General features: G+C 68.3%; 20 protein-coding genes. 12 read left to right on the forward strand and 8 right to left on the reverse strand.

Annotation, left to right across the window (positions count from 1 at the left end):
- Positions 1-34: 34 nt before the first annotated feature.
- Positions 35-652, reverse strand: coding sequence for an NADPH-dependent F420 reductase (locus tag KUD94_RS08735; RefSeq protein ID WP_218236709.1), 618 nt, complete (start codon positions 650-652; stop codon positions 35-37).
- Between the two features lie 54 nt (positions 653-706).
- Positions 707-1,918 (reverse strand): FAD-dependent monooxygenase, encoded by a 1,212-nt coding sequence (locus KUD94_RS08740; protein ID WP_218236710.1) that lies wholly within the window; start codon positions 1,916-1,918, stop codon positions 707-709.
- A gap of 398 nt (positions 1,919-2,316) precedes the next feature.
- On the opposite strand from KUD94_RS08740, the gene KUD94_RS08745 reads away from it, so the two are divergent.
- The 3 genes from KUD94_RS08745 (at position 2,317) to KUD94_RS08755 (ending at position 6,148) form a co-directional block, all read left to right on the forward strand.
- Positions 2,317-3,210: a LysR family transcriptional regulator gene (locus KUD94_RS08745; protein ID WP_218236712.1), complete on the forward strand. Its 894-nt coding sequence runs from the start codon at positions 2,317-2,319 to the stop codon at positions 3,208-3,210.
- 186 nt (positions 3,211-3,396) lie between these two features.
- Positions 3,397-4,557, forward strand: coding sequence for an ABC transporter substrate-binding protein (locus tag KUD94_RS08750; protein WP_218236714.1), 1,161 nt, complete (start codon positions 3,397-3,399; stop codon positions 4,555-4,557).
- A gap of 103 nt (positions 4,558-4,660) precedes the next feature.
- On the forward strand, positions 4,661-6,148 hold the full coding sequence (locus KUD94_RS08755; RefSeq protein ID WP_218236716.1) for an NAD-dependent succinate-semialdehyde dehydrogenase: 1,488 nt from the start codon (positions 4,661-4,663) through the stop codon (positions 6,146-6,148).
- A 21-nt stretch (positions 6,149-6,169) separates the two neighbouring features.
- Here KUD94_RS08755 and KUD94_RS08760 read toward each other — a convergent pair whose 3' ends face one another.
- From KUD94_RS08760 to KUD94_RS08770, 3 genes are read right to left on the reverse strand one after another with little or no spacing between them, the layout of a single operon-like run.
- Complete coding sequence (locus tag KUD94_RS08760; protein WP_218236718.1) at positions 6,170-6,970, reverse strand: UPF0149 family protein; 801 nt, start codon at positions 6,968-6,970, stop codon at positions 6,170-6,172.
- Positions 6,971-7,007: 37 nt separating this feature from the next.
- A complete protein-coding gene (locus KUD94_RS08765) occupies positions 7,008-7,910 on the reverse strand; it encodes an EamA family transporter (protein WP_218236719.1) in 903 nt (300 codons plus the stop codon).
- 39 nt (positions 7,911-7,949) lie between these two features.
- Positions 7,950-8,912, reverse strand: a complete 963-nt coding sequence (locus KUD94_RS08770) for a tripartite tricarboxylate transporter substrate-binding protein (RefSeq protein ID WP_218236721.1) — start codon at positions 8,910-8,912, stop codon at positions 7,950-7,952.
- Positions 8,913-9,234: 322 nt separating this feature from the next.
- Here KUD94_RS08770 and folE point away from each other — a divergent pair, with 322 nt between their 5' ends.
- Positions 9,235-9,948, forward strand: a complete 714-nt coding sequence (gene folE / locus KUD94_RS08775; RefSeq protein ID WP_255569187.1) for a GTP cyclohydrolase I — start codon at positions 9,235-9,237, stop codon at positions 9,946-9,948.
- A 30-nt stretch (positions 9,949-9,978) separates the two neighbouring features.
- On the opposite strand, the gene apbC is transcribed toward folE, so the two are convergent.
- On the reverse strand, positions 9,979-11,070 hold the full coding sequence (apbC, locus tag KUD94_RS08780) for an iron-sulfur cluster carrier protein ApbC (RefSeq protein ID WP_218236724.1): 1,092 nt from the start codon (positions 11,068-11,070) through the stop codon (positions 9,979-9,981).
- Between the two features lie 225 nt (positions 11,071-11,295).
- Here apbC and mnmH point away from each other — a divergent pair, with 225 nt between their 5' ends.
- The 3 genes from mnmH (at position 11,296) to miaB (ending at position 14,395) form a co-directional block, all read left to right on the forward strand.
- Positions 11,296-12,357 (forward strand): tRNA 2-selenouridine(34) synthase MnmH, encoded by a 1,062-nt coding sequence (gene mnmH, locus KUD94_RS08785; RefSeq protein WP_218236726.1) that lies wholly within the window; start codon positions 11,296-11,298, stop codon positions 12,355-12,357.
- Between the two features lie 196 nt (positions 12,358-12,553).
- On the forward strand, positions 12,554-12,985 hold the full coding sequence (locus tag KUD94_RS08790) for a hypothetical protein (RefSeq protein WP_218236728.1): 432 nt from the start codon (positions 12,554-12,556) through the stop codon (positions 12,983-12,985).
- A gap of 72 nt (positions 12,986-13,057) precedes the next feature.
- Positions 13,058-14,395 carry a tRNA (N6-isopentenyl adenosine(37)-C2)-methylthiotransferase MiaB gene (miaB, locus tag KUD94_RS08795; RefSeq protein ID WP_218236729.1) on the forward strand — a complete coding sequence of 446 codons (1,338 nt, stop codon included), beginning with the start codon at positions 13,058-13,060 and terminating at the stop codon, positions 14,393-14,395.
- On the opposite strand, the gene KUD94_RS08800 is transcribed toward miaB, so the two are convergent.
- Together KUD94_RS08800 and ffh are read right to left on the reverse strand one after the other, a co-directional pair.
- On the reverse strand, positions 14,392-15,669 hold the full coding sequence (locus KUD94_RS08800; protein ID WP_218236731.1) for an alanine racemase: 1,278 nt from the start codon (positions 15,667-15,669) through the stop codon (positions 14,392-14,394). The genes miaB and KUD94_RS08800 overlap by 4 nt on opposite strands.
- 79 nt (positions 15,670-15,748) lie before the next feature.
- Positions 15,749-17,113, reverse strand: coding sequence for a signal recognition particle protein (gene ffh, locus KUD94_RS08805; RefSeq protein WP_218236733.1), 1,365 nt, complete (start codon positions 17,111-17,113; stop codon positions 15,749-15,751).
- Between the two features lie 81 nt (positions 17,114-17,194).
- Between ffh and KUD94_RS08810 the strand changes: the two genes are divergently transcribed.
- The 5 genes from KUD94_RS08810 to ampD are packed head-to-tail and all read left to right on the forward strand — an operon-like array spanning position 17,195 to position 22,015.
- Positions 17,195-18,001 (forward strand): inner membrane protein YpjD, encoded by an 807-nt coding sequence (locus KUD94_RS08810; RefSeq protein WP_218236735.1) that lies wholly within the window; start codon positions 17,195-17,197, stop codon positions 17,999-18,001.
- Positions 17,998-18,225, forward strand: a complete 228-nt coding sequence (locus tag KUD94_RS08815) for a PP0621 family protein (RefSeq protein ID WP_218236737.1) — start codon at positions 17,998-18,000, stop codon at positions 18,223-18,225. Before KUD94_RS08810 ends, KUD94_RS08815 begins: the two co-directional genes overlap by 4 nt.
- Entirely contained in the window at positions 18,222-19,928 is a 1,707-nt protein-coding gene (locus KUD94_RS08820; protein ID WP_218236738.1) for a PAS domain-containing sensor histidine kinase, read from the forward strand. Before KUD94_RS08815 ends, KUD94_RS08820 begins: the two co-directional genes overlap by 4 nt.
- 40 nt (positions 19,929-19,968) lie before the next feature.
- Positions 19,969-21,441 carry a sigma-54 dependent transcriptional regulator gene (locus KUD94_RS08825; protein ID WP_218236740.1) on the forward strand — a complete coding sequence of 491 codons (1,473 nt, stop codon included), beginning with the start codon at positions 19,969-19,971 and terminating at the stop codon, positions 21,439-21,441.
- The gene (gene ampD / locus KUD94_RS08830) at positions 21,425-22,015 is read left to right on the forward strand and encodes a 1,6-anhydro-N-acetylmuramyl-L-alanine amidase AmpD (protein WP_218236742.1); all 591 of its coding nucleotides are present in this window, start codon (positions 21,425-21,427) and stop codon (positions 22,013-22,015) included. Before KUD94_RS08825 ends, ampD begins: the two co-directional genes overlap by 17 nt.
- Positions 22,016-22,108 lie beyond the last annotated feature (93 nt).

Genomic DNA, 22,108 nt, shown 5'->3' on the forward strand with positions numbered 1-22,108 from the left:
CGCTGCGGCCGACGGCAAGCGCAAGGGTCAGGGCTCATGGCAGCAGGCTGAAGCCCGATTCGAAGCGCGTCTTGCCCGACGAAGCCAGCACGATCTGCAGATAACCCATGGCCTCGAGCTGCACAGAGCGCGGCAGCGGTCCGACGTCCACGGCGCGCAAGCCTGCGGCCAGCAGCAGCTCGGTGAGCGCGAGCTTGCCGGCGGCATCGTCCCCGGCGAACAGCACCGTCGTCGCGGTCATGCCGTTGGTGCGGGTCTTGAGCGTGTCAGCCAGGTTCACGTTGAAGGCCTTGAGCACCGCCACGTCTTCGGGCAACTCTTTGGCCAGCTCCAGCGCGGTGGAGGTGTTGCGCAACTCCTCGGGCTGCTCGTAGGTGGAGAAATCCATCGGGTTGCTGATGTCGATGACGACCTTGCCACCGAGCCGATCGCGGTAGTGCTTGAGGATGCCTGGGTAGGCGCCGTGCGGCACCGCGAGTACGACGATGTCCCCGGTCAAGTCTTCGCCCAGCACCGCGTGGGTGGTGTTGGGGCGGTCGTCGGCCGGCGTGGCGCTGCGGTTGACGAGTTGTATCTGCGCTCCGGCGCGTTGTGCGAGCCCGGCGATGGCCGAACCCATCTTGCCTCTGCCAATGATGCTTATCGATGTCATGCGAGTAAATCCTGTTGGTGTGTTCGTTGCTGACTGCGCGCTGCCCAGTGCGCATCAAAGCTTCTTGAACCGCTTGAGCGCCTTCTCGGCAACCTTGAGTGCGTCGTAGTCGAACACCGCAGCGCGGCGGAAATCGCGCCCCGAGGTGATGTCGACATCGCGCTTTTCGGTATCGGTGAACTGGAACTGCGAGTCAAACATCCAGCCGGCCCGGCGCGAACCCACCTGCAGGATGGTTGCGCGCTGCATGCGCACGGCGGTGTAGCGCCTGAAAGCGAGCGCAATGTCGCTGACGCTGTCCGCTTCCTTGAGGAAGTAGGCCAGCGTGAGGCAGTCCTCGAAGGCCTGGTTCACGCCCTGGCCCTGGTGCGGAATCATGCCGTGGGCCGCGTCGCCGAGCAGCGCGATCGGCCCGCGCGACCAGTTGGTCAGGGGGTCGATGTCAAACAGCCCCCACCAGAAGGTTTCCTTGACGTGCGAGAGGAATTCATGCACCCGCGGATCCCATTTCTGGCGTTCGAACTCGGCGTGCAACTCCGACACCTGCGCGGGGCCGGACCAGGGGCCGTGCAGCGGCCGGTTGTCGGGCACGCAGGCGACGTAGTTGTAGAGCTTGTGCTGCTGCAGCGGGTAAGTCATCAGATGGCGGTCGTTGCCCATCCAGGTCTGGCTGATCCGGTTCCAGTCCTTGGGCAGATCTGCCGCGTCGATCACCCCGCGGTAGGCGATGAAGCCGGAATAGACGAAGCCGCGCTGCTGCCCCACCGCCGCGCGCACCACCGAACGGATGCCGTCGGCACCGATGACGGCGTCGAAGTCTTCCTGCTCCCCATTGGTGAAATGCACGCGCACGCCCTTGTCCAGCAGCTCGACCGAACTCGCCCGGTGGTGCAGCCGGATCATGTCGGGGTCCACCGCGCCGGCAAGGATGTCGATCAGGTCGGGTCTGTAGATGCCGACGTTCTGGTACTTCTTCGCGCTGTCTTCCCAGGCGGCGTCGGTCACCACGTTGCCCAGCGCATCGAGGTAGAGCCCGTGCCCGTCGGGCGTGGCACCGGCGTCGCGGATGGGTTCGAACAAGCCCAGCTTGTCGAGCATGCGCGCACCGTTGGGCGCCACCGTCACTCCGGCGCCGACCTCGTCGTGCTTGTTCGATTGCTCGAACACAGTGGCACGGACACCGGCGATCTTCTGCAAGGCGACCGCAGCCGTGAGCCCGGCGAGGCCGCCGCCCACGATTGCAATCCTGGTATCTTGACTAAGCATTCATTCTCCTTCGTTGGGTTTGATTGGTGCGCGCACGTCCATGCGCTGCTCGCCAGCTTGAAATTTGCTGCCATCGCCCAGCCGCAGCAAAGCGGCTGCGGCGGGAAATTCCACTCACGGACCGTGCGGGGCACGGGCCGACAGGGCAGGCGGCGGCGCATGGCGCTCTTGCTGCAGCCGGCCCGTCGCGCAGCGCGCCAAAGGGCTTGCGCCGCCGCCCGCCGGCCTGGCCGCACGCCTGCGGGCCGCCGCGCTCTGCCGGCTCCATGACTCAGTCCTGGCCACTTGCAATGTCTCCTTTGGTCCATGCGAGTCGCCCGCAGTCTAGGAGTTGGACAGCGGCAGATAAACCGACGCTGGCCGGACACACTGTTCAAATTTCTGGATAATCTTTCTCCATGAACTGGAACGATTGCGAAATGTTCTGCCATGTTGTAGAGCACGGCGGCTTCTCGGCGGCGGCGCACTATCTCGGGCACCCCAAATCGAGCATCAGCAGCGCGGTGCAACGCCTGGAGCAGGAGCTCGATACGCGGCTGCTCGAGCGCACCACGCGCAGCGTGCGCACCACCGAGGCCGGCGAGATCCTCTACAAGCGCTCCGCCCATCTGTTCACCAATCTGCACGAAGCCTGCAACGAGGCGCTGTCCAGCCGGCGCGAAGTGGCGGGCACGCTGCGCATCGCCGCGCCCTACGAGTTCGGCGCCCACCATCTCGGGCCGGTGGCCGGTCGGGTGATGGAAACCTTTCCGCACCTGCAGCTGCAGATCGACGTGGAACACCGCCAGATCAATCCGCACGTCGAGCCCTACGACATCGTTTTCGCCATGCTCGAGCACCAGCTGCCCTCGTCGAGCATCGTGATACGGCGCATGTTTTCCCTTGAGCGCGGCCTGTTCACCTCGCCGGTGCTGCTGCAGAAGATGGGACAGCCCCTGCACCCTGCGGACCTCAAGTCCTGGCCGCTGGTGGTGAGCAGCGCAGACACGGAATGGACCTTCACCGACCAGGACGGCGTGGACCATGGCGTGCCGATCCAGAACCCGCGCGTGATCAGCGCCAACGCCGACTTTCGCCTGCAGGCGGCGACCAACAGCTTCGGCATCACGCGTGTCACCGCGACCTTCTGCGCGCCGGCGGTCGCGCGCGGCGAACTGGTGCGCGTGCGCCTGCCCGGCTACACCTGCGAGCCGCTGCGCATCTATGCGCTGCTGCCCGGCAAGCGCATGGTGCCGGAGAAGGTGCGCTACTTTCTCGAAGCCCTGGCGGCGTATTCGCGCTCGCTGCGCTGAGCCCAAACGGGGCAAACCGGCTGAAAAGCCGGTTTCTGCCGCAAACGATTGTTCAGCTTCGTGAACATTATGTCCACACAAGCTTTATTGATCGATGGCCTTGGCGTCGCTACGGTACAGGGCTCCATCGACCCGCAGGCGGGCGCTGGAGCCTTTACATATCCGGAGACAACCAAGGAAACCACGATGAATTGCAGCAAACTGTATCGGGCCGTCTTCACGTTGGCCGCCCTCACGCTCGCGGCGGCGAGCGCGCACAGCCAGATCAAGATCGGCGTCGTGCTGTCCACCACCGGCCCGGCCGCTTCGCTTGGCATTCCCGAGCAGAAGACGGTGGAGCTGTTCCCCAAGCAGATCGGCGGTGAAGCCGTGCAGTACATCATCCTCGATGACGCTTCCGACCCCACGGGCGCCGTCAAGGCAACCAAGAAGCTGGTGACCGAGGATGGCGTGCATGCCGTCATCGGCTCTACCACCACCCCGAGTTCGCTGGCCATGCGCGACACCCTGGCCGACGCCGGCGTGCCGCAGATCTCGGTGGCGGCCGGGCGCTCCATCGTGTACCCCATGGACGACAAGCGCCGCTGGGTGTTCAACACCGCCCCCTCGACCGCGCTGATGGCCAACGCCATCGCGCGCCACATGAAGGAGCAGGGCGTAAAGAAGGCGGCCTACATCGGCTTTGACGATGCCTTCGGCGAAGACTGGTCGGTCAACTTCGCCGAATCGGCCAAGGCCAACGGCATTGAGCTCGTCGCCTCGGAGCGCTACAGCCGCGCCGCCACCTCGGTGACCGGACAGACCCTGCACATCAAGGCCGCCAAGCCCGACGCGGTGATGATCGGCGCCTCGGGCACGGCCGCGGCGCTGCCCGAGCGCTCCTTCAACCAGATCGGCTACAAGGGCAAGCTCTACCAGAGCGGCGGCGTGGCCAACCCCGACTTCCTGCGCATCTGCGGCGCCGACTGCAACGGCACCATCGTCGCGGCGGCGCCGGGCCTGGTCGCACCGCAGCTGCCGGAGAACGCCAGCTTCAAGGCCGCGGCCATGCGCTTTGCCGACACCTACCAGGCGGCGCACGGCCCCAAGACGCTGACGCAGTTCGGCGCCAACGCCTGGGATTCGGGCGTGCTGCTGGAGCAAGCCATCCCGGTCGCGCTCAAGAGCGCCAAGCCAAGCGACCGCAAGGCCTTCAGCGCCGCGCTGCGTGATGCGCTCGAAGGCCTGAAGAACGTGCCTGCCGCGGGCGGCGTCTACACCATGACCGCCACCGACCACAACGGTCTTGACGAGCAGGGCGTGGTGCTGGTCGAGATCGTCAACGGCGACTGGAAGCTGATGAAGTAAGGCGCCCACCCTGCATGCACTGCCGCTGGCCACGCGCCAGCGCGCCCTCTTGCTCCTGCCCCGCCACAGCGCGGGGTTTTTTCACCCTTCACGGCACAAGGCCATGCCATCTACCGTCTCTTCTTCTTCCGTCTCCCCGCTGGCGCAGCTCGCCGACCCCAGCCTCCTCCTCACCGACGGCCTGATCAATGGCCGCTGGGTCAAGGGCCGCCAGCGCTTTGAGGTACTCGATCCGGCCACCGGCCACAAGCTCGCCGAGGTGGCAGACCTGGGCGCCAGGGAGACGCGTGCGGCCATCGATGCGGCCAATGCCGCCTGGCTCCCCTGGCGCAGCAAGAGCGCGCCCGAGCGCTGTGCCATCCTCATGCGCTGGCATGCGCTGCTGATCGAGCACCAGGAAGACCTGGCACGCCTGATGACGGCCGAGCAGGGCAAGCCCCTGGCCGAGGCGCGCGGCGAGGTCGCCTATGGCGCCAGCTTCGTGCAGTGGTTTGCCGAGGAGGCCAAGCGCGTGAGTGGCCAGACGCTGGCTACCTACGATGCCAACAAGCGCTATCTGGTGCTCAAGCAGCCCATAGGGGTGTGCGCGGCGATCACGCCGTGGAATTTCCCGCTGGCGATGATCACGCGCAAGGTGGCGCCGGCGCTGGCTGCCGGCTGCACCGTGGTGATCAAGCCGGCCGAGCTCACGCCGCTCACGGCGCTGGCGGCGGCCGAGCTGGCCCAGCGCGCGGGCTTTCCCCCGGGGGTGATCAATGTGGTGACGGGCACGGATGCGCCGGCCATTGGCCAAGCGCTGTGCGAGAGCACCGTGGTGCGCCATCTGTCGTTTACGGGGTCTACCGAGGTCGGGCGCATCTTGATGGCGCAGTGCGCGCCCACGGTCAAGAAGCTGTCGCTGGAGCTGGGGGGCAATGCGCCTTTCATCGTGTTCGATGATGCCGATCTGGATTCGGCGGTAGAGGGGGCGCTGGCAAGCAAGTACCGCAATGCGGGTCAGACTTGCGTGTGTGCCAATCGGCTGTATGTGCAAGACGGTGTCTATGAGGTGTTTGTCAGGAAGCTGGCGGCGCGCGTGAAGGCGATGAAGGTGGGCAATGGCTTTGAGGAGGGGGTGAGTGTGGGGCCCTTGATCGAGCCGGCGGCGCTGGCCAAGGTGGACAAGCATGTGAAGGACGCGCTCAAGAAGGGCGCGCGCATTGTCACGGGGGGCAAGCGCCTGAAGGGGCAGTTTTTTGAGCCGACGGTGCTTGCCGATGCGTCGGACAAGATGCTGGTGGCGCGCGAGGAGACGTTCGGGCCGCTGGCGCCGGTGTTTCGCTTTCACACGGAGCAGGAGGCGATTGCCGCGGCCAATGCCACGGAGTTTGGCCTGGCGAGTTATTTCTACGCGCGCGATGTGGGGCGCATCACGCGCGTGAGCGAGCAGCTGGAGTACGGCATGGTGGGCATCAACACGGGACTGATCTCCACCGAGCATGTGCCCTTTGGCGGCATCAAGCAGTCGGGCCTGGGGCGCGAGGGTTCGGTGCACGGCATGGAGGAGTATCTGGAGATCAAGTACCTGTGCCTGGCGGATGTGCAGCGCTGAGGGCGCAGCGCAGGCGCCAGCTCAGGCGCCGCAGCACTTCTTGTACTTCTTGCCGCTGCCGCAGGGACAGGGGTCGTTGCGCCCCACCTTGTCGCTTTGTGCCGGCGGCTGGCGCGGTCCCAGGCTGCGCGCGATGTCGTAGAGGTCGTACACCGCCCAGACGGCAGCGCCAAAGGCTTCAAAGCGCGCCTGGCTCACGCTGGGCGCGCATGCCTCGTCGTAGAGATTGAACTCGGGCACGCCGCTGTCGTCGTGCAGCAGCGCGCCGATGGCGGCAATTGCCTCGCGCATCTCGGCAGCGATCTCCTTGTCGCGCGGCGGGGCCCAGTCGTCCATCCAGTGGTCCACCGCATCGAGAAAGCCCGCCGCCCAGGCCTGGGCGAAGGCGGGCGGTGCCTCGGCGTCCTGCAGCTTCGCGCGTTCGGGCTCGGGCAGGCTCAGCAGCAGGCCGCGCCAGTCCAGCACGCCGGGGTCCAGTGCGCGCTCATCATCGAGCGCCTGCACCGGCGCCTGCAGCGCGCTGCGCAGCTGCTGCTCGCGCTCGAGCCAGTGCATCATGAAACGGGTTTGCTCGGCGGGGCTGCCAAAGATCGCTTGCGCGCCTGGCTCGAACAGCATGGCCAGCCATTCATCGGCGGGCACCTCGCGGCGGGTGCACAGCAATGCAGTCATCACGCCCTCGCAGTACTCCCATTCGGGCACATCGCCGCCGTGTCTGTCCTGCAGCGCTTGCAACAGCTCTTCCAGTGCAGCGAGGGTGGCGCCATGGGCGTCAAGGGCCGCGTCCTGGCCGGCGGGTACGGGGGTGGAGGGCTGGGTCATGGCGCTGCCTTGCTGGGACAAGGCGCGATGGTAAGCCTCAGCGACGCCGCGAACCGAGCCAGAGCACGGCGGCGACGACGATGATGGCGCCAAGCATCTGCATCCCGGCTACCGACTGGCGCAGCACCAGCCAGCCCACGACCAGCGCAAACACCGGCTCCACATTGAGCACCGCGGAATTGCCCACCACCCCCAGGCGCGGCAAGACCGTGAACAAGATGGTGATGCCGGTGCCATAGAGCACGGTGAGCAAGACCAGGCCCCACCAGCCCGGCGCCGCATCGGGCAGCTGGAATCCGCCCTGCACCGCCGCCGCCGCGCAGGCCACGACCACGACCACCGCCATCGACACCAGGGTGCGCACGCGCCCGTCGACGGCGCCGGCCTCATGCTGGGTGAGCACCAGCGCCAGCGCGAACATCACCGCGCCGGAAAGCGCAAAGGCCACGCCCGCGCCAATCTCGCGCCACTGACCCGCTGCGCCCAGGCCCGAGGCCGCGCCCAGCACGTCGAGCGCCAGCACCAGGCCGAACAGGATCACCGGCATGGCCACGAGCACCGCGCGCTCGGGGCGGTGCCCATAGAGCACGCGCGCCCAGAAGGCGGTGAGCAGCGGAAAAGTGTTGAACACCAGCAGCGCCAGCGCCACCGGCAGGCGCGCCACCGCCGAATACAGCAGCAGGCTCTGCACCCCGATCAGCGCGCCGATGAACAAGAGGCTGCGCCCCTCGCGCGCGCGCAGGGAGCGCCAGGCGCCCCCGCGCCACACCAGCAGCGTCACCACCAGCGCCGTGCCCAGGCTGCGAAAGCCGACCGCCGTGGCCACGCTCGCGCCGTGGTCGAAGGCCAGGCGCGCAGCCACATGGTTGCAGGCCATGAGCAGCGCAATCAGCAGCAGCAGGGCAAAGCCCGCACCGGCGCCGCGGCGCATGGCGCTCATGCCGGCCACCGCCAGCAAGCAGGCGGCTTGCGCAACACTTCAGTCTTCAAAGGCAATACCGGCGCGGTAGATGAGATCTGCATTGCGCTTGACTTCGCTGCGCAGGAACTGCGCGAACCGCTCGGTGCTGCCGGCGATCGCAACCAGGCCCTGCGCCTGCAGCACATCCTGCACGGACGGCATCTGGAATACCGCATTGATCGCCTGGTTCATCTGCTGCACCACCGCCTCATCGACCCCTGCCGGCGCCATCACGCCGTTCCAGGAAGCCGACTCGACGCTCGCGCCCTGCTCGCCCAGCGTAGGCAGCTGCGGCGCGAAGACCGAGCGCTTTTCGCTGGCCACGCCCAGGGCGTTGAGCCTGCCTTCGGCGATGGCGCTGCGCAGCTGCGGCCAGGTGCCGAACATCAGCGCGACCTTGCCCTGCAGCAGTTGGGCAAGCGCCGGTGCTTCGCCGCTGTAGGGCTGGTGCACGATGCCCGGCGTACCCAGAATGGTCTTGAGCAGCTCAGCCGCCAGATGGGCCGAGCTGCCCGCGCCAAACGAGGCGTAGCTCAGCGCCCTGCCGCTCTCGTACTGGGCGACGATGTCGGCCACGTTCTTCAAGCCGCTGCCGGGGTAGGCCACGAGCACGTGCTCCGAGCGCGCCATGGCCGATACCGGTTGCAGGTCGTGCAGGCGGTAAGGCAGGCGGCGCATCAGGGTTTCATTGGCGCACAAGCTGTTGGTGACCGAAAGCCAGGCATAGCTGTCGGCCGGCGCGTCGGCCACCTGCTTGACGCCGCGCACCGTGCTGCGGCCGGGCACGTTGTCCACCACCACGCTCTGGCCGAGCAGCGGCGCCAGCGCCTGCGCAAGCATGCGGGTGACGAAGTCCGTGGTGCCGCCGGGCGCAAACGGCACGACCCAGCGCAGCGGCTGCTCGGGCCAGCGCGCGCTCAGCGCCGCAAGCGGCAAGAAGGCGGCCAGAGCGCTGGCATGGATCAGTGGGCGTCGTCGCATGGTGTCTCTGGTGCTTGCCGCCGCGCGTGGCAGATCGCCCTGCACGAAGATACCGGCGAACGGTCGGTGCGCGCAGGCGGCGGGCGATCTTCGCACACCTGCCCGCGCCCTGCCAGACGAGTCGGCTGGGGCATGGAGCCTCGCGCTGCCTGAAACGCCGCACTGGGCAGCTGCATCCAATGGGCAGCAGCAAGCCTCGCCGCCTTGCGGATTGCAGCGCTGGCGCGGCCGTCCGGCGGGCAGGGGCCGCACAAGCGCTTGATTTTTCCTGCCCGCAGGGCAGACTGATTTGAAACCACACGAAAGGCAGTCGCAAATGCTCATGCACGTACAAGCCAGCCCCGACCACGAGAAGCAAGCCGGCGCAGGCATGGCGGCCTCCGAACGCATACGCTACCGGCTGGTGTGCGCTGGCCAGCGCTTCAACGCCAACGACAACATCGCCGACTTCATCGAGGACGGAGAGCTCGACGAGTTGCGCGAGGAGGTGCAGGCCAAGATGCAGGCGGTGCTGCGCGCGCTGGTGATCGACACCGACCACGACCACAACACGGCGGACACCGCGCGGCGCATGGCCAAGCTCTATGTCGACGAGGTGTTTGGCGGACGCTACGAGGCTGCGCCGCAGGTGACGGCCTTCCCCAATGTGGCGCAGCTCAACCAGCTCATGGTGATCGGGCCGATCACGGTGCGCAGCGCCTGCTCGCACCACTTGTGCCCTATCGAGGGCAAGGTCTGGGTCGGCGTGCTGCCCAACGCCCGGTCCGACCTGATAGGCCTGTCGAAATACGCGCGCATTTGCGACTGGATCATGCGCCGGCCGCAGATTCAGGAAGAGGCCGTCACCATGCTGGCCGACGAGCTGCAGCGGCGCATCCAGCCCGACGGCCTGGCAGTGGTGATGCAGGCCAGCCACGCCTGCATGCACTGGCGCGGCGTGAAGGACGAGGGCGCGCGCATGAGCAACTCCATCATGCGCGGCGAATTTCTCACGAACGCGGCGCTGCGCCGCGAGTTCCTCGGCTTCGTCAAGTAGGGCGCGCAAAGGGCCGGGGCGATACTGCCCTCAGGTGTCCTTGCTGATGATGATGTCGGGAAAGGCCGGCAGTTCGTTGCCGGCCTGGCGCGCGACATTGCTCGCGAGCTGGCGCGCCATCGCCTTGTACAGGCGCGCAACTTCGCCATTCGGTTCGGCAAAGACCGTCGGGCGGCCCGAGTCGGCCTGCAGGCGGATGGCGAGCGCCAGCGGCAGCGCGCCCAGGTAGGGCATCTCGTAGTCCTGCGCCAGGCGCTTGCCGCCGTCTTCGCCAAAGATGTGCTCGGCGTGGCCGCAGTTGCTGCAGATGTGCACCGCCATGTTCTCCACGATGCCCAGGATGGGCACGCCCACCTTCTGGAACATGGTGATGCCCTTCTTCGCATCCAGCAGCGCAATGTCCTGCGGCGTGGTGACGATGACCGCGCCGGTCAGCGGCACCTTCTGCGCCAGCGTCAACTGGATGTCGCCCGTGCCTGGCGGCATGTCCACGACGAGGTAGTCCAGGTCCTGCCAGCGCGTCTGGTTGATGAGCTGCTCCAGCGCATTGCTCGCCATCGGGCCGCGCCAGGCCATGGCCTGCTCCTCGCGCACCAGAAAGCCTATGGAATTGATCTGCAATCCCATGGCGCGCTTGGGCTCCATGAGCTTGCCGTCGCGCGTCTCGGGCTTGCCCGAGGTGCCGGTCATCATGGGCTGGCTCGGGCCGTAGATGTCGGCGTCCAGAATGCCGACCTGCGCACCTTCGGCCGACAGCGCCAGCGCCAGGTTCACCGCCGTGGTGCTCTTGCCCACGCCGCCCTTGCCCGAAGCCACGGCGATGATGTTCTTCACGCCCGGGATCAGGCGCGCGCCGCGCCCGGCCACCTGCGCGGTGATTCTGCTGCTGATGTGCACCGCTGCGCTGCGCACCCCGGCCAGGCTGCGCGCCGCGGCCGACAGCTGCGCCTGCAGGTCGGGCACCAGAGTCTTGGCCGGGTAGTCCATCTGCACTTCGAAGGAAATGCTGTCGCCCGCCACCTGCAGATTGCGCACGCTGCGGGCCGTCGCCAGCGGCTTGCCCGACACCGGGTCCTTCACGCCGGCGAGCGCCGCCAGCAAATCCTGTTCAGTAATGGCCATGTCCTGTGGTTTCCGTGCCTCTGGTCTGTGAACCCGACTAGTCTAGTCAGGGCGGCTAGCCATTTGAGCAAGTGCGGTGATTTCAAGCAAAATACGCCCCAAACGCTTTACCGACAAGCGCTAGCAGCTACTATTTTTATAGTCCACTGCGCCACGGCGGCGCGTGGGCGAAAATACCGGCCCGCTGCACGCCTGCAGCCGAGCGGCCCGCCGCCTTCGATTGCCGTGTCCCACCCCTGCCCCATACGCCCCGCCGACATCGGCCGCTTTGATGCGCTGATCGATGCGCGCTCGCCCGCAGAGTTCGCCGAAGACCACATCCCCGGTGCGATCAACTGCCCGGTGCTGGACGACGCCGAACGCGCCATCGTCGGAACCCTGTACGTGCAGCAAGGCGCGTTCGAGGCGCGGCGCGTGGGCGGCGCCATGGTCGCGGCGCATCTGGCCGAGCACCTGCGCGACGCCTTTGCCGAGCAGCCCGCCGGCTGGCGCCCGCTGGTGTATTGCTGGCGCGGCGGCATGCGCAGCGGCGCCATGGTGCAGTGGATGCGCCTGGTGGGCTGGAAGGCAGAGCAGCTCGCCGGCGGCTACAAGGCCTTTCGCCGCCACGTGATCGACGGCCTGCAGGCGGGCGCGGCGCAGCTGCAGATTCGCGCGCTGGTGGGCGCCACCGGCAGCGCCAAGACCCGCATCCTGCACGCCATGGCCGCACGCGGCGCGCAGGTGCTCGATCTGGAAGGCCTGGCGCGGCACAAGGGCTCGCTGCTGGGCGGGCTGCCGGGGGTGGAGCAGCCTTCGCAAAAGCATTTCGAGACGCAGATCTGGCAGGCGCTGCAGGCCATGGACCTGGCGCAGCCCGTCTATGTGGAAGGCGAGAGCGCGCGCATCGGCCGCCTGTCGGTGCCGCCGGCGCTGGTGCAGCGGCTGCGCCAGGCGCCTTGCATCGAGATCGATGCGCCGGCCAGCGAGCGCCTGCGCTACCTGCTGCGCGACTACGCCTACCTCGGCGACGATCCCGCAGAGCTGGCCGGGCGCCTGGCGCTGCTGACCGAAATGCACGGGCACGAAACCGTGCAGCGCTGGCAGGCTTGGGCGCAGGGGCGCGAGCTCGCTCCCTTGTTCGGTGAGCTGATTGCGCAGCACTACGACCCGCACTACGGGCGCTCGCAGCAGCGCAACTTCGCGCTCTGGGACGCGCGCCAGCGCATTGCCGCGAACGATCTGTCCGATGCGGGCATCGCGGCGCTGGCCCAGGCGCTGCTCGGCCAGGCGCAGGCCGCCGCCTGAGACGACGCTGAACGAGTTCCCGCGATGGCGCGCGCCCAGCCTGGGGATGGGCTGCAAGGCGCAAACCGCAGCGATAGCCGCAGCTATCGCGAGGATTTGCAACGCCGCAGACCGCCGCACGCCGGGACGCGCGGCGCGCGAGGGACTTGTTCAGCGTCGCCCTAAAATGCCTGGCTTCAGCCCCTGGATGAACACCATGAACCGCTGCCGCCGCCTCCTCGCCCCCGCCGCGCTCGCGCTGTGGCTCGCCGGCCCGGGCCTGCCCGCACAGGCTCAGCAGCAGCCGCTGGCGCCTTCGGGCGGCGCGGCACGCAATTTCCCCGATACGGCGCTGCGCGGCAGCGTCACCTTCGAGTCGGCGCAGCGCGTGCTGCTCAACGGCCAGCCGCTGCGCAGCGCGCCCGGCCTGCGGGTGTTTGATGCGCGCAACCACCTGGTCATGCCGCACACCCTGCGCGGCAAGACCTTTACCGTGCACTACGTGATCGAACGCTCCACCGGCATGCTGCACACCGTCTGGCTGCTGAGCGAGGCCGAAGCCGCGCGCCCGCGCGCCGCGCCCGGCATGCAACAGCGCAACTTCCGCTTCGAGTCCGAACTGCCGGACGCCGGCGCACAGCGCCACTGAAGGCCGCGCCCCGGCAGCGTGCCGGCGCGCCGCTGGCTCCCGCCGCCCCGGCCCTTTTCCCGAGAGAACCCCATGAGCAAGAAAGTCTTCATCAAAACCTTCGGCTGCCAGATGAACGAGTACGACTCGGGCAAGATGCTCGACGTGCTGGCCGACGCCCGGGGCTATGAAGCCACCGACAATCCCGACGAGGCCGACCTCGTGCTGTTCAACACCTGTTCGGTGCGCGAGAAGGCGCAGGAGAAGGTGTTTTCCGACCTCGGGCGCGTCAAGCACCTCAAGGACAAGGGCACGCTGATCGGCGTGGCCGGCTGCGTGGCCAGCCAGGAGGGCGAGGAGATCATCAAGCGCGCGCCCTTCGTCGACCTGGTCTTTGGCCCGCAGACGCTGCACCGCCTGCCGCAGATGCTCGACGCCCGCGTCAGGCAAGGCCGCCCGCAGGTGGACGTGAGCTTTCCCGAGATCGAGAAGTTCGACCATCTGCCGCCGGCACGCACCGAGGGCTGCATGGCCTATGTCTCGGTCATGGAAGGCTGCTCCAAATACTGCAGCTACTGCGTCGTGCCCTACACCCGCGGCGAGGAGATGAGCCGCCCCTTCGAGAGCGTGCTGCTCGAGATTGCGCAGCTCGCCGAGCAGGGCGTGAAAGAGGTCACGCTGCTGGGCCAGAACGTCAACGCCTACCGCGGGCCCATGGGCAAGAGCAAGGAGATTGCCGACTTTGCGCTGCTGCTCGAATACGTGGCGGACATTCCCGGCATAGAGCGCATCCGCTACACGACGAGCCATCCCAATGATTTTTCGCCACGCCTGATCGAAGCCTACGCGCGCATCCCCAAGCTGGTCGGCCACGTACACCTGCCGGTGCAGCACGGCAGCGACAAGATCCTGAGCTACATGAAGCGCGGCTACACCGCCGCGCAGTACAAGAAGACCATCGCCCAGCTGCGCGCGGTGCGCCCGGGCATGGCCATAGGCAGCGACTTCATCATCGGCTTTCCGCGCGAGACCGAGGACGACCACGCCAAACTGCTGGCTCTGATCGAGGAAGTCGGTTTTGACAACTCCTTCAGCTTCATCTTCAGCCCGCGCCCCGGCACGCCCGCGGCCAGCCTGCGCGACGAAACGCCGCAAGAGGTCAAGCAGCGCCGGCTGCTGCAAGTGCAGCAACTCATAGACCGGCAGATGCATGCGATCAGCGCCCAGCGCGTGGGCACGGTGCAGCGCATCCTGGTGGAAGGCCCGAGCAAGCGCGACCCCAAGGAGCTCATGGGCCGCACCGAATGCAACCGCGTGGTCAACTTCGCCGCCGACGCCGCACTGGTCGGACAGATGGTGGACGTGCGCATCACCGAGGCGCGCCACTACACGCTGCGCGGCGAACTCTGCCGCGAGACGGCCGACGCCTAGAAACAGGTATGGATGGCGCCGCTCACCGCGCCATCGTCTTCCACCAGCGCCATCCAGCGCCACTTGTCGAAGGTGGTGCAAGGATGGGAAATGCCCAGCTCCACACGGTCGCCCACGGCCGGCGCCGCAGCTTCGGCCGGAAAGCGCAGGTAGGCATGCTGGTCGTTCAGCGCGCTGATCTTCCAGCCCTCGGGCGCCAGGCGCGCGACGCGCGTTGCGGATGCGGCCCAGCGCACGGGCCGAGGCAGCCCCATGTCGAAAGACAGGTCGCGCCGGCCCGCGTTGAGCAGCGCCAGACCGGGTTCCGGCACGGACTGCACCAATGCCCAGACGGTGAGCGCGGGCTGCAGGCTGTCCCGCAAGCCTTCACGCTCGGCCAGCAGATGCACGAAGCGCTGGTAGTTGCCATGGTCGTGCGTGAGGTAGCAGCCTGAGCGCAGCACGCCGGTGACGGGGCGCGACAGCCCCTGTGCCCGCAGCAGCGGCAGCACCAGGTCGAACACCGCCGAGCCGCCCGCGGAAAGCAGGATTTGCGCCTCGCCCGCAGCCCACAGGTCTTCGGCGTCCACGGCGCGCGTCAGCGCCAGGGCGCGCCGCACCAGCTCGGTCACCGCCTGCGCGTCGTGCGCGCTGTCGCCGCTGGCAAGCAGCCCCTCGTAGCACTCGATGCCGCACAGGCGCACTGCCGCGCTGGCCGCCACCGCGCGGGCCAGCGCCAGCGCCTGCTCGTGCGTGCGGCAGCCGGTGCGCTGGCCCGGGATGCCCAGCTCCAGCAACACGTCGAATACCCGCGCGCAAGCGCGCCGGCGCGCCCAGTCTTCGATGCAGGCCAGCTGGGGCAGTGAGTCGACGAGGAAGTACACCCGCAGCTCGGCATGGTCGGCGAGCAGCGCATCCAGCGCGTCGAGATCTGCCTGCTGCAAAACCTGGTTGGCGATCAGGATGCGCGCCGCGCCCGCCGCCACGCCCAACTGCGCCTGCCAGACGTTGGCAAAGCTCAGGCCCCAGGCGCCGGCGGCCAGCTGCATGGCGCACAGCTCGGGCGACATCGTGGTCTTGCCGTGGGGCGCCAGCACCACGCCGCGCGCGCTCGCGTAGCGCTGCATCCATGCAAGGTTGTGCACCAGCGCGCTGCGGCGCAGCACCGCCAGCGGCAGCGGCAGGTCGCCGGCGAGCACGTTCCAGCCCTGCCCGCCGATCTCGCTGGCAAGACAGGGCGCGGCAGCGGGCGGATAAGCCTTGAGCGATGCGTCCAGCCGGAAATCCACCACCATGAAATACTCCGAATTCAATAGCTGCCGGCGCCTTGCCAGAAAGCGCCACAGGCCAAAAATGCCCTTGTTTTCATGGGTTTCAGAACGGCAGGCCAGGCATTCCCTTCATCCCGCCCATCTTCTTCATCATCTTCATCAGGCCGCCGCCCTTCATCTTCTTCATCATGGTGCGCATCTGATCGAATTCGTTGAGCAGGCGGTTGACCTCCTGTACCTGCACGCCGGCGCCGGCCGCAATGCGCTTCTTGCGCGTGGCCTTGATGATGTCGGGGCGGCGGCGCTCGTGCGGCGTCATGCTGCAAATGATGCCTTCCTTGCGCCGGATGTCGCGCTCGGCCTTGCCCATGTCCACCTGGCCCGCCTTGGCGGCAAGCTGCGCGGGCAGCTTGTCCATGAGGCTGGAGAGCCCGCCCATCTGCTTCATCTGCTGCAACTGGCCGAGGAAGTCGTTGAGGTCAAAGCCGTCGCCGCTCTTGACCTTGGCGGCAAGCTTTTGCGCCGCCTCCATGTCCACGCCCTGGGCTACCTGCTCGACCAGCGCGACGATGTCGCCCATGCCCAGAATGCGCCCGGCGTGGCGCTCGGCATCGAACACCTCCAGGCCGTCGATCTTTTCCGACACGCCGGCGAACTTGATCGGCGCGCCGGTGATCTGGCGCACCGACAGCGCCGCGCCGCCGCGCGAGTCGCCGTCGAGCTTGGTGAGCACGATGCCGGTGAGCGGCAGCGCCTCCTTGAACGCGCGGGCGGTGTTGACCGCGTCCTGGCCCTGCATCGCATCGACGACGAACAAGGTCTCCACCGGCTTCAGGACGGCATGCAGCTCCTTGATTTCCTGCATCAGCACTTCGTCGATGGCCAGGCGTCCGGCGGTATCGACCAGCAGCACGTCGAAGAAATGCTTCTTCGCGTAGTCCAGCGCAGCGAGCGCGATCTCGCGCGGTTTTTGCTCGGTGCTGGAGGCAAACCACTCGGCTCCGGCCTGCGCGGTCACGGTCTTGAGCTGCTCGATCGCGGCCGGGCGGTAGACGTCGCCCGAGACCGTGAGCACCTTCTTCTTGCGTTTTTCAATCAGGTGCTTGGCGAGTTTTGCCGTGGTCGTAGTCTTGCCCGCGCCCTGCAGGCCGGCCATCAGGATCACCGCGGGCGGCTGCGCGGCCAGGTTGATGTCGGCCACACCCTCGCCCATGGTGGCGGCAAGCTCCTTGTTGACGATGCCGACCAGCGCCTGCCCGGGCTTGAGGCTGCCCAGCACCTCCTGGCCCAGGGCCTTGTCCTTGACGCGCGCGATGAAATCGCGCACCACCGGCAGCGCCACGTCGGCCTCCAGCAGCGCCATGCGCACCTCGCGCAGCATGTCCTGCACGTTGGCTTCGGTGATGCGCGCCTGGCCGCGCATCTGTTTGACAAGGCGCGAGAGCTTGTCGGTGAGGGCGGACGCCATGTGGTGGTGCTCCTGCGGGGCGGCTCGGCCCCAATGGGTGGCGCTCCGGCCGCGATGGCCAGAGGCTAAACTGACGGGACCATGATTTTACCGACCGCATCATCGCCGGGATGGCCGCTGGCAGTGGCGGCGGCGCTCGCCTATCTGGTGCCGGTCTTCATGGGACGCCAGGTGTCGGGCCGCGCACAGCGCCTGGCCATGACGCCAGGCTGGTTGCTGCACGCGCTGGCGCTGGCCGCGGGCGTACTGGGCAGCACCCCGCACTTCGGTTTTGCGCCGGCGCTGTCGATGACGCTGTGGCTGGTGCTCGCCACTTACGCGGTAGAGCACCAGGTACTGCCGCAGATGCAGTCGCGCGGTGCGGTCGTCGGCATGGCCATCCTCGCGGCTCTGGTGGTACTCGCCGCCGCCGTCTTTCCGGGGCTCGCGCTGCAAGAGCGCTCTTCGCCCTGGCTGGCGCTGCACCTGACCCTGGGCATCGCCAGCTACGGCTTGATTGCGGCAGCCGTGGTGCACGCCTGGCTCATGGGCCGCGCCGAGCAGCGCATACGCCAGGCCGAGCAGGTGCCGGGCAGGCTGCCACTGCTGGCGCTGGAGCGCCTGACCTTTCGCTTCATCACCGCCGGCTTCATCTTGCTCAGCGCGACGCTGGCCGAAGGCTGGCTGTTCGGCGAGCAGCTCTACGGCCATGCGCCGCGCTGGGACCACAAGAACGTGTTTTCGCTGCTCGCCTGGCTGACCATCGCCGTCTTGCTGGTCGGGCGCGCGCGCTTTGGCTGGCGCGGGCGCAAGGCCAGGCGCGTGCTATATGCAGGGGCGGCGCTGCTGCTGCTGGCCTACGTCGGTTCGCGCTTCGTGCTGGAGGTCGTGCTGGGGCGTTCGGCATGAGCAAATACCTGCTGATCCTCGTCATCGTGGTGCTGCTCTACGCGCTCGCGCGCAGCGGCCGCAAGCCGCCCTCGCAGGGGGCGGCGGCGCCGCGCCGGCTCAGCAAGCCGCAGGCCATGGTGGCCTGTGCCCACTGCGGCCTGCACCTGCCCCAGACCGATGCGCTGGCGCAGGACGGGCAGTTTTACTGCTGCAGCGCCCACCGCGACCAGGGCCCCGCTTGAAGCGCACCACCTTGAGCCCCGGCAGCGCCCAGAGCAGTGCACGCCTGTGGAGCGGTTTTCTCTCCGCCCGCGTGCTGGTGGCGCTGGCCCTGCTGGGCCTGCACTTGGCCGCACTGGCGCTGGGCCAGCCGGTGACCGCGCGCCTGCTGCTGGCCAGCGGCGCCTATCTTGCGGCCACGCTCGCGCTGCGCTCATGGCCGCGCTCGGACGACTGGCCGGGTACCGCCGCCTGGCCCTGGCTCGCCTCCATCGGCGTGGACTTGCTGGCCTATACCGGGCTGCAGCTGCTGCAGATGCAGACGCAAGAGCCCATGAGCTACACCCCGCTGTTCGGCTTTGCCGTGTTGATGGCGGGCGTGCTGGGCAATCGCAGCGTGGCCCTGGGCGGCGCGGCCGCGGCCACGCTGCTGCTGCTGGCCCTGGCCTGGTGGACCGGCTGGCGCGGCGGCACCGAGACCACCGGCGCCTACCTGGGCGCCGCACTCACCGGCACCGCCTATTTCATCGTCGCCTGGCTCGCGCACCAACTGGCCACGCGCTTGCTGCACGAGCAACACCATGCGCGCCAGAGCCGCATCGCCGCGCACACCCAGGCGGCCATCAGCCACATGGTGATGCAGCATGTGAGCGACGGCGTGCTGGTGCTGGACCCGCAAGGGCGCGTGCGCCTGGCCAACCCGGTGGCGCTGGTGCTGATGGACCGCAAGGGCGACGAGCCCCTGCCCTTCCCGCTGGCCCCCGACTTGCGCTGGCGCCCGCTGCTGCAACTGGCGCACCAGACCTGCTCGGAGTTGCAATCGCAGGCGGCGGACGTCACCATCATGCACGAGGGCCAGAGCCCGCTGGTGCTGCGCGTGCGCACCTGGCTGACCAGCAGCAGCAGCGCGCAAGCCGGCGCGCGCGAAGAGCAGGAGCAGCTGTGCGTCATGTTCCTGCAGGACTTGCGCGAGATGGAAGCGCGCCTGCGCACCGAGAAGATGGCCGCAATGGGCCGCATGTCGGCCGCGGTGGCGCACGAGATTCGCAATCCGCTGGCGGCCATCACCCAGGCCAATGAACTGCTGGCCGAAGACCTGAGCGACCCGGCGCAGCAGCGCCTGTCGGCCATGGTGGCGCAGAACGCCGAGCGCCTGGCGCGCATCACCGAAGACGTGCTCGACATCGCCCGGGTGCACCACCAGATGGGCAACGCCAGTTCGCGCGCGCTGGTGCTGGACGAGGCGGTGCAGCGCATCGCGGACGACTGGCAGGCAGCCCACCCCGACACCGCAGTCACGCTGAATCTGCTGGCGCGCCAGGCGCAGGTGGTCTTCGACCCCGAGCACCTGCGCCGCGTGCTGGTGAACCTGCTGGACAACGCCGCGCGCTACGCAAGCACGCAGGCCGAGGCGCTGCAACTCATCACCCAGGGCAGCATGGGCCGCCCGGCAACGGTTCAGGTGTGGAGCGACGGCGCGCCGCTGGAGAGCTCGGTGCAGCAGCACCTGTTCGAGCCCTTCTTCTCGTCGGAGAGCCGCTCCAGCGGCCTGGGCCTGTACATCTGCCGCGAGCTGTGCCAGCGCCACGGCGCCACGCTGCACTACGCGCGCCGCGCGCTCGACCTCTCACGCGGCACGGTGCAGGGCAACGCCTTCACCCTCACCTTCCGCGCCTCGAGCCGCCCGCCCGACGCTTCTTCGACGCTGGACGCAATCGTGGTTTGAACCCACGGCGCGCGCCCTGTCTGCAACAATCAGCGCGACCATGACCAGCAAGGCCCCCTCCCAGGTGCTCGTGATCGACGACGAGCCCGATCTGCGCACGCTGTGCGAACTCACGCTGCTGCGTGAAGGCTACCGGGTGCAGACGGCGGCCAGCCTGCAGCAGGCGCGGGCCGAGCTGGCGCGCCAGAGCTTTGACGTGGTGATCACCGACATGCGCCTGCCCGACGGCCTGGGCATGGAGCTGCTGCACGAGATGCACGCCCAGCGGCGCGGCGAACGCTGCATCGTCATGACCGCCTACGGCTCGGCGGAGAACGCGGTCGAGGCGCTGCGCGCCGGCGCCTTCGACTATCTGACCAAGCCGGTCGACCTCAAGCAGGTGCGCAGCGTCGTCGCTTCCGCCGCGCAGCAGGCGCCGGGCACGGCCATGCTCGCTGCGGCCAGGCAAAAGCCCGCAGGCGCCGCCCAGGTCGAAGCGCAGCCCGAGGCGCTGGCACGGCTGGTGGGCGTGTCTGCGGCCATGCGCAAGCTGCGCGCCGACATCGCCAAGGTGGCGCGCAGCATGGCGCCGGTGCTGGTGCGCGGCGAATCGGGCACCGGCAAGGAGCTGGTGGCGCGCGCGCTGCACGCATGCAGCCCGCGCGCGGCCGGCCCGCTGGTGGCGGTCAACTGCGGCGCCATCCCCGAAGCGCTGCTCGAGGCCGAATTCTTTGGCGCACGCAAAGGCTCCTACACCGGCGCGACGCAGGACCGCGCGGGCTATTTCCAGGCGGCCAGCGGCGGCACGCTGTTTCTTGACGAGATCGGCGAACTGCCGCTGTCCATGCAGCCCAAGCTGCTGCGTGCGGTGCAGGAACGCACCATCCGCCCGCTTGGCGCCACCCAGGAAGAAACCGTGGACGTGCGCATCGTCAGCGCCACCCACCGCGACCTGGCGGCCGATGTGCAGAGCGGACGTTTTCGCCAGGACTTGTACTACCGGCTCAACGTCATCGAACTGGGCACCGCGCCCCTGCGCGAGCGCCTGGAGGACTTGCCGCTGCTGTGTGCGACGCTGCTCGAGCGTCTTGCACAGGAGTCGGGCATGCCGGTACCGACGCTGGACGAGGCGATGCTCGCGCGCCTGGCGCAGTACCCGCTCAGCGGCAACGTGCGCGAGCTCGAGAACATGCTGCACCGCGCGCTCGCGCTGAGCGAGGGCGCCGCCCTGCAGATACCGCCCTACCTGCCGCCCGGCGACGCACCCGCGCCGGCGCCGCGCACCACTGCCGGGGCGACGCCGGCGCAGCAGGACGAGATTGGCGCAGCGGAGCGCAGCGGCAGCACGCTGCTGGCCTGGCTCGATGCGCGCGAAGCCGCGCTGCTTGCGCACACCCTGGACGAATGTGCGGGCGACCACGCCGCAGCCGCGGCCAGGCTCGAGCTCAGCGCACGGCAATGGGCGCTGCGGCTGCAGCGCCTGGGCGTTGCGCAGGCGCCCCAGGCCAACGCAGACCATGGCACGCAGGCTTGACCCCGGCGCCTGGCGCGGCGGCTGGCTGGACTGGGCGCGCGCGCAGGTCTCGCCGAACTTCGATGCACGCCCGCAGGGCGCCTGCATCGATCTGATCGTGCTGCACTCGATCAGCCTGCCGCCGGGCGCCTACGGCAGCGGCGCGGTGTCGGCGCTGTTCATGAACCAGCTGGACTGGGATGCCCACCCCTGGTATGCACAGATCCGCGGCCTGCGCGTGTCCAGCCACTTCTTCATCACGCGCAAGGGCGTGCTCTGGCAGTTCGTCGATGCGGACCAGCGCGCCTGGCACGCCGGCGCATCGCACTGGCGCTTGCGCGCGCGCTGCAACGACGACGCCATCGGCATAGAGCTCGAAGGACTGGAAGGCGAGCGCTTCGAGCCGGCGCAGTACGCGACGCTGCTGCGCCTGTGCGATGCGCTGCGCGCGCGCTATCCGGTGCGCCACATCGCGGGGCACGAGCACATCGCGCCCGGGCGCAAAAACGACCCCGGGCCAGGCCTGGACTGGGAGCTGATCTCGCGCCACTGCGCGGGCAGCGGCATCCTGCTGGCGCCCGTGGTTCGCCGCTGAAGCATCCGCTCGCGCTGCCGGGCGGCGCGCTGCGCTTGATGCACACGGCAGGACGGCCCGCGCAAGCGCTGCATGCAAGCAACAGAACACCGC

The organism is Comamonas sp. NLF-1-9, assembly GCF_019195435.1.
Classification (GTDB): Bacteria; Pseudomonadota; Gammaproteobacteria; order Burkholderiales; family Burkholderiaceae_C; genus Comamonas_C.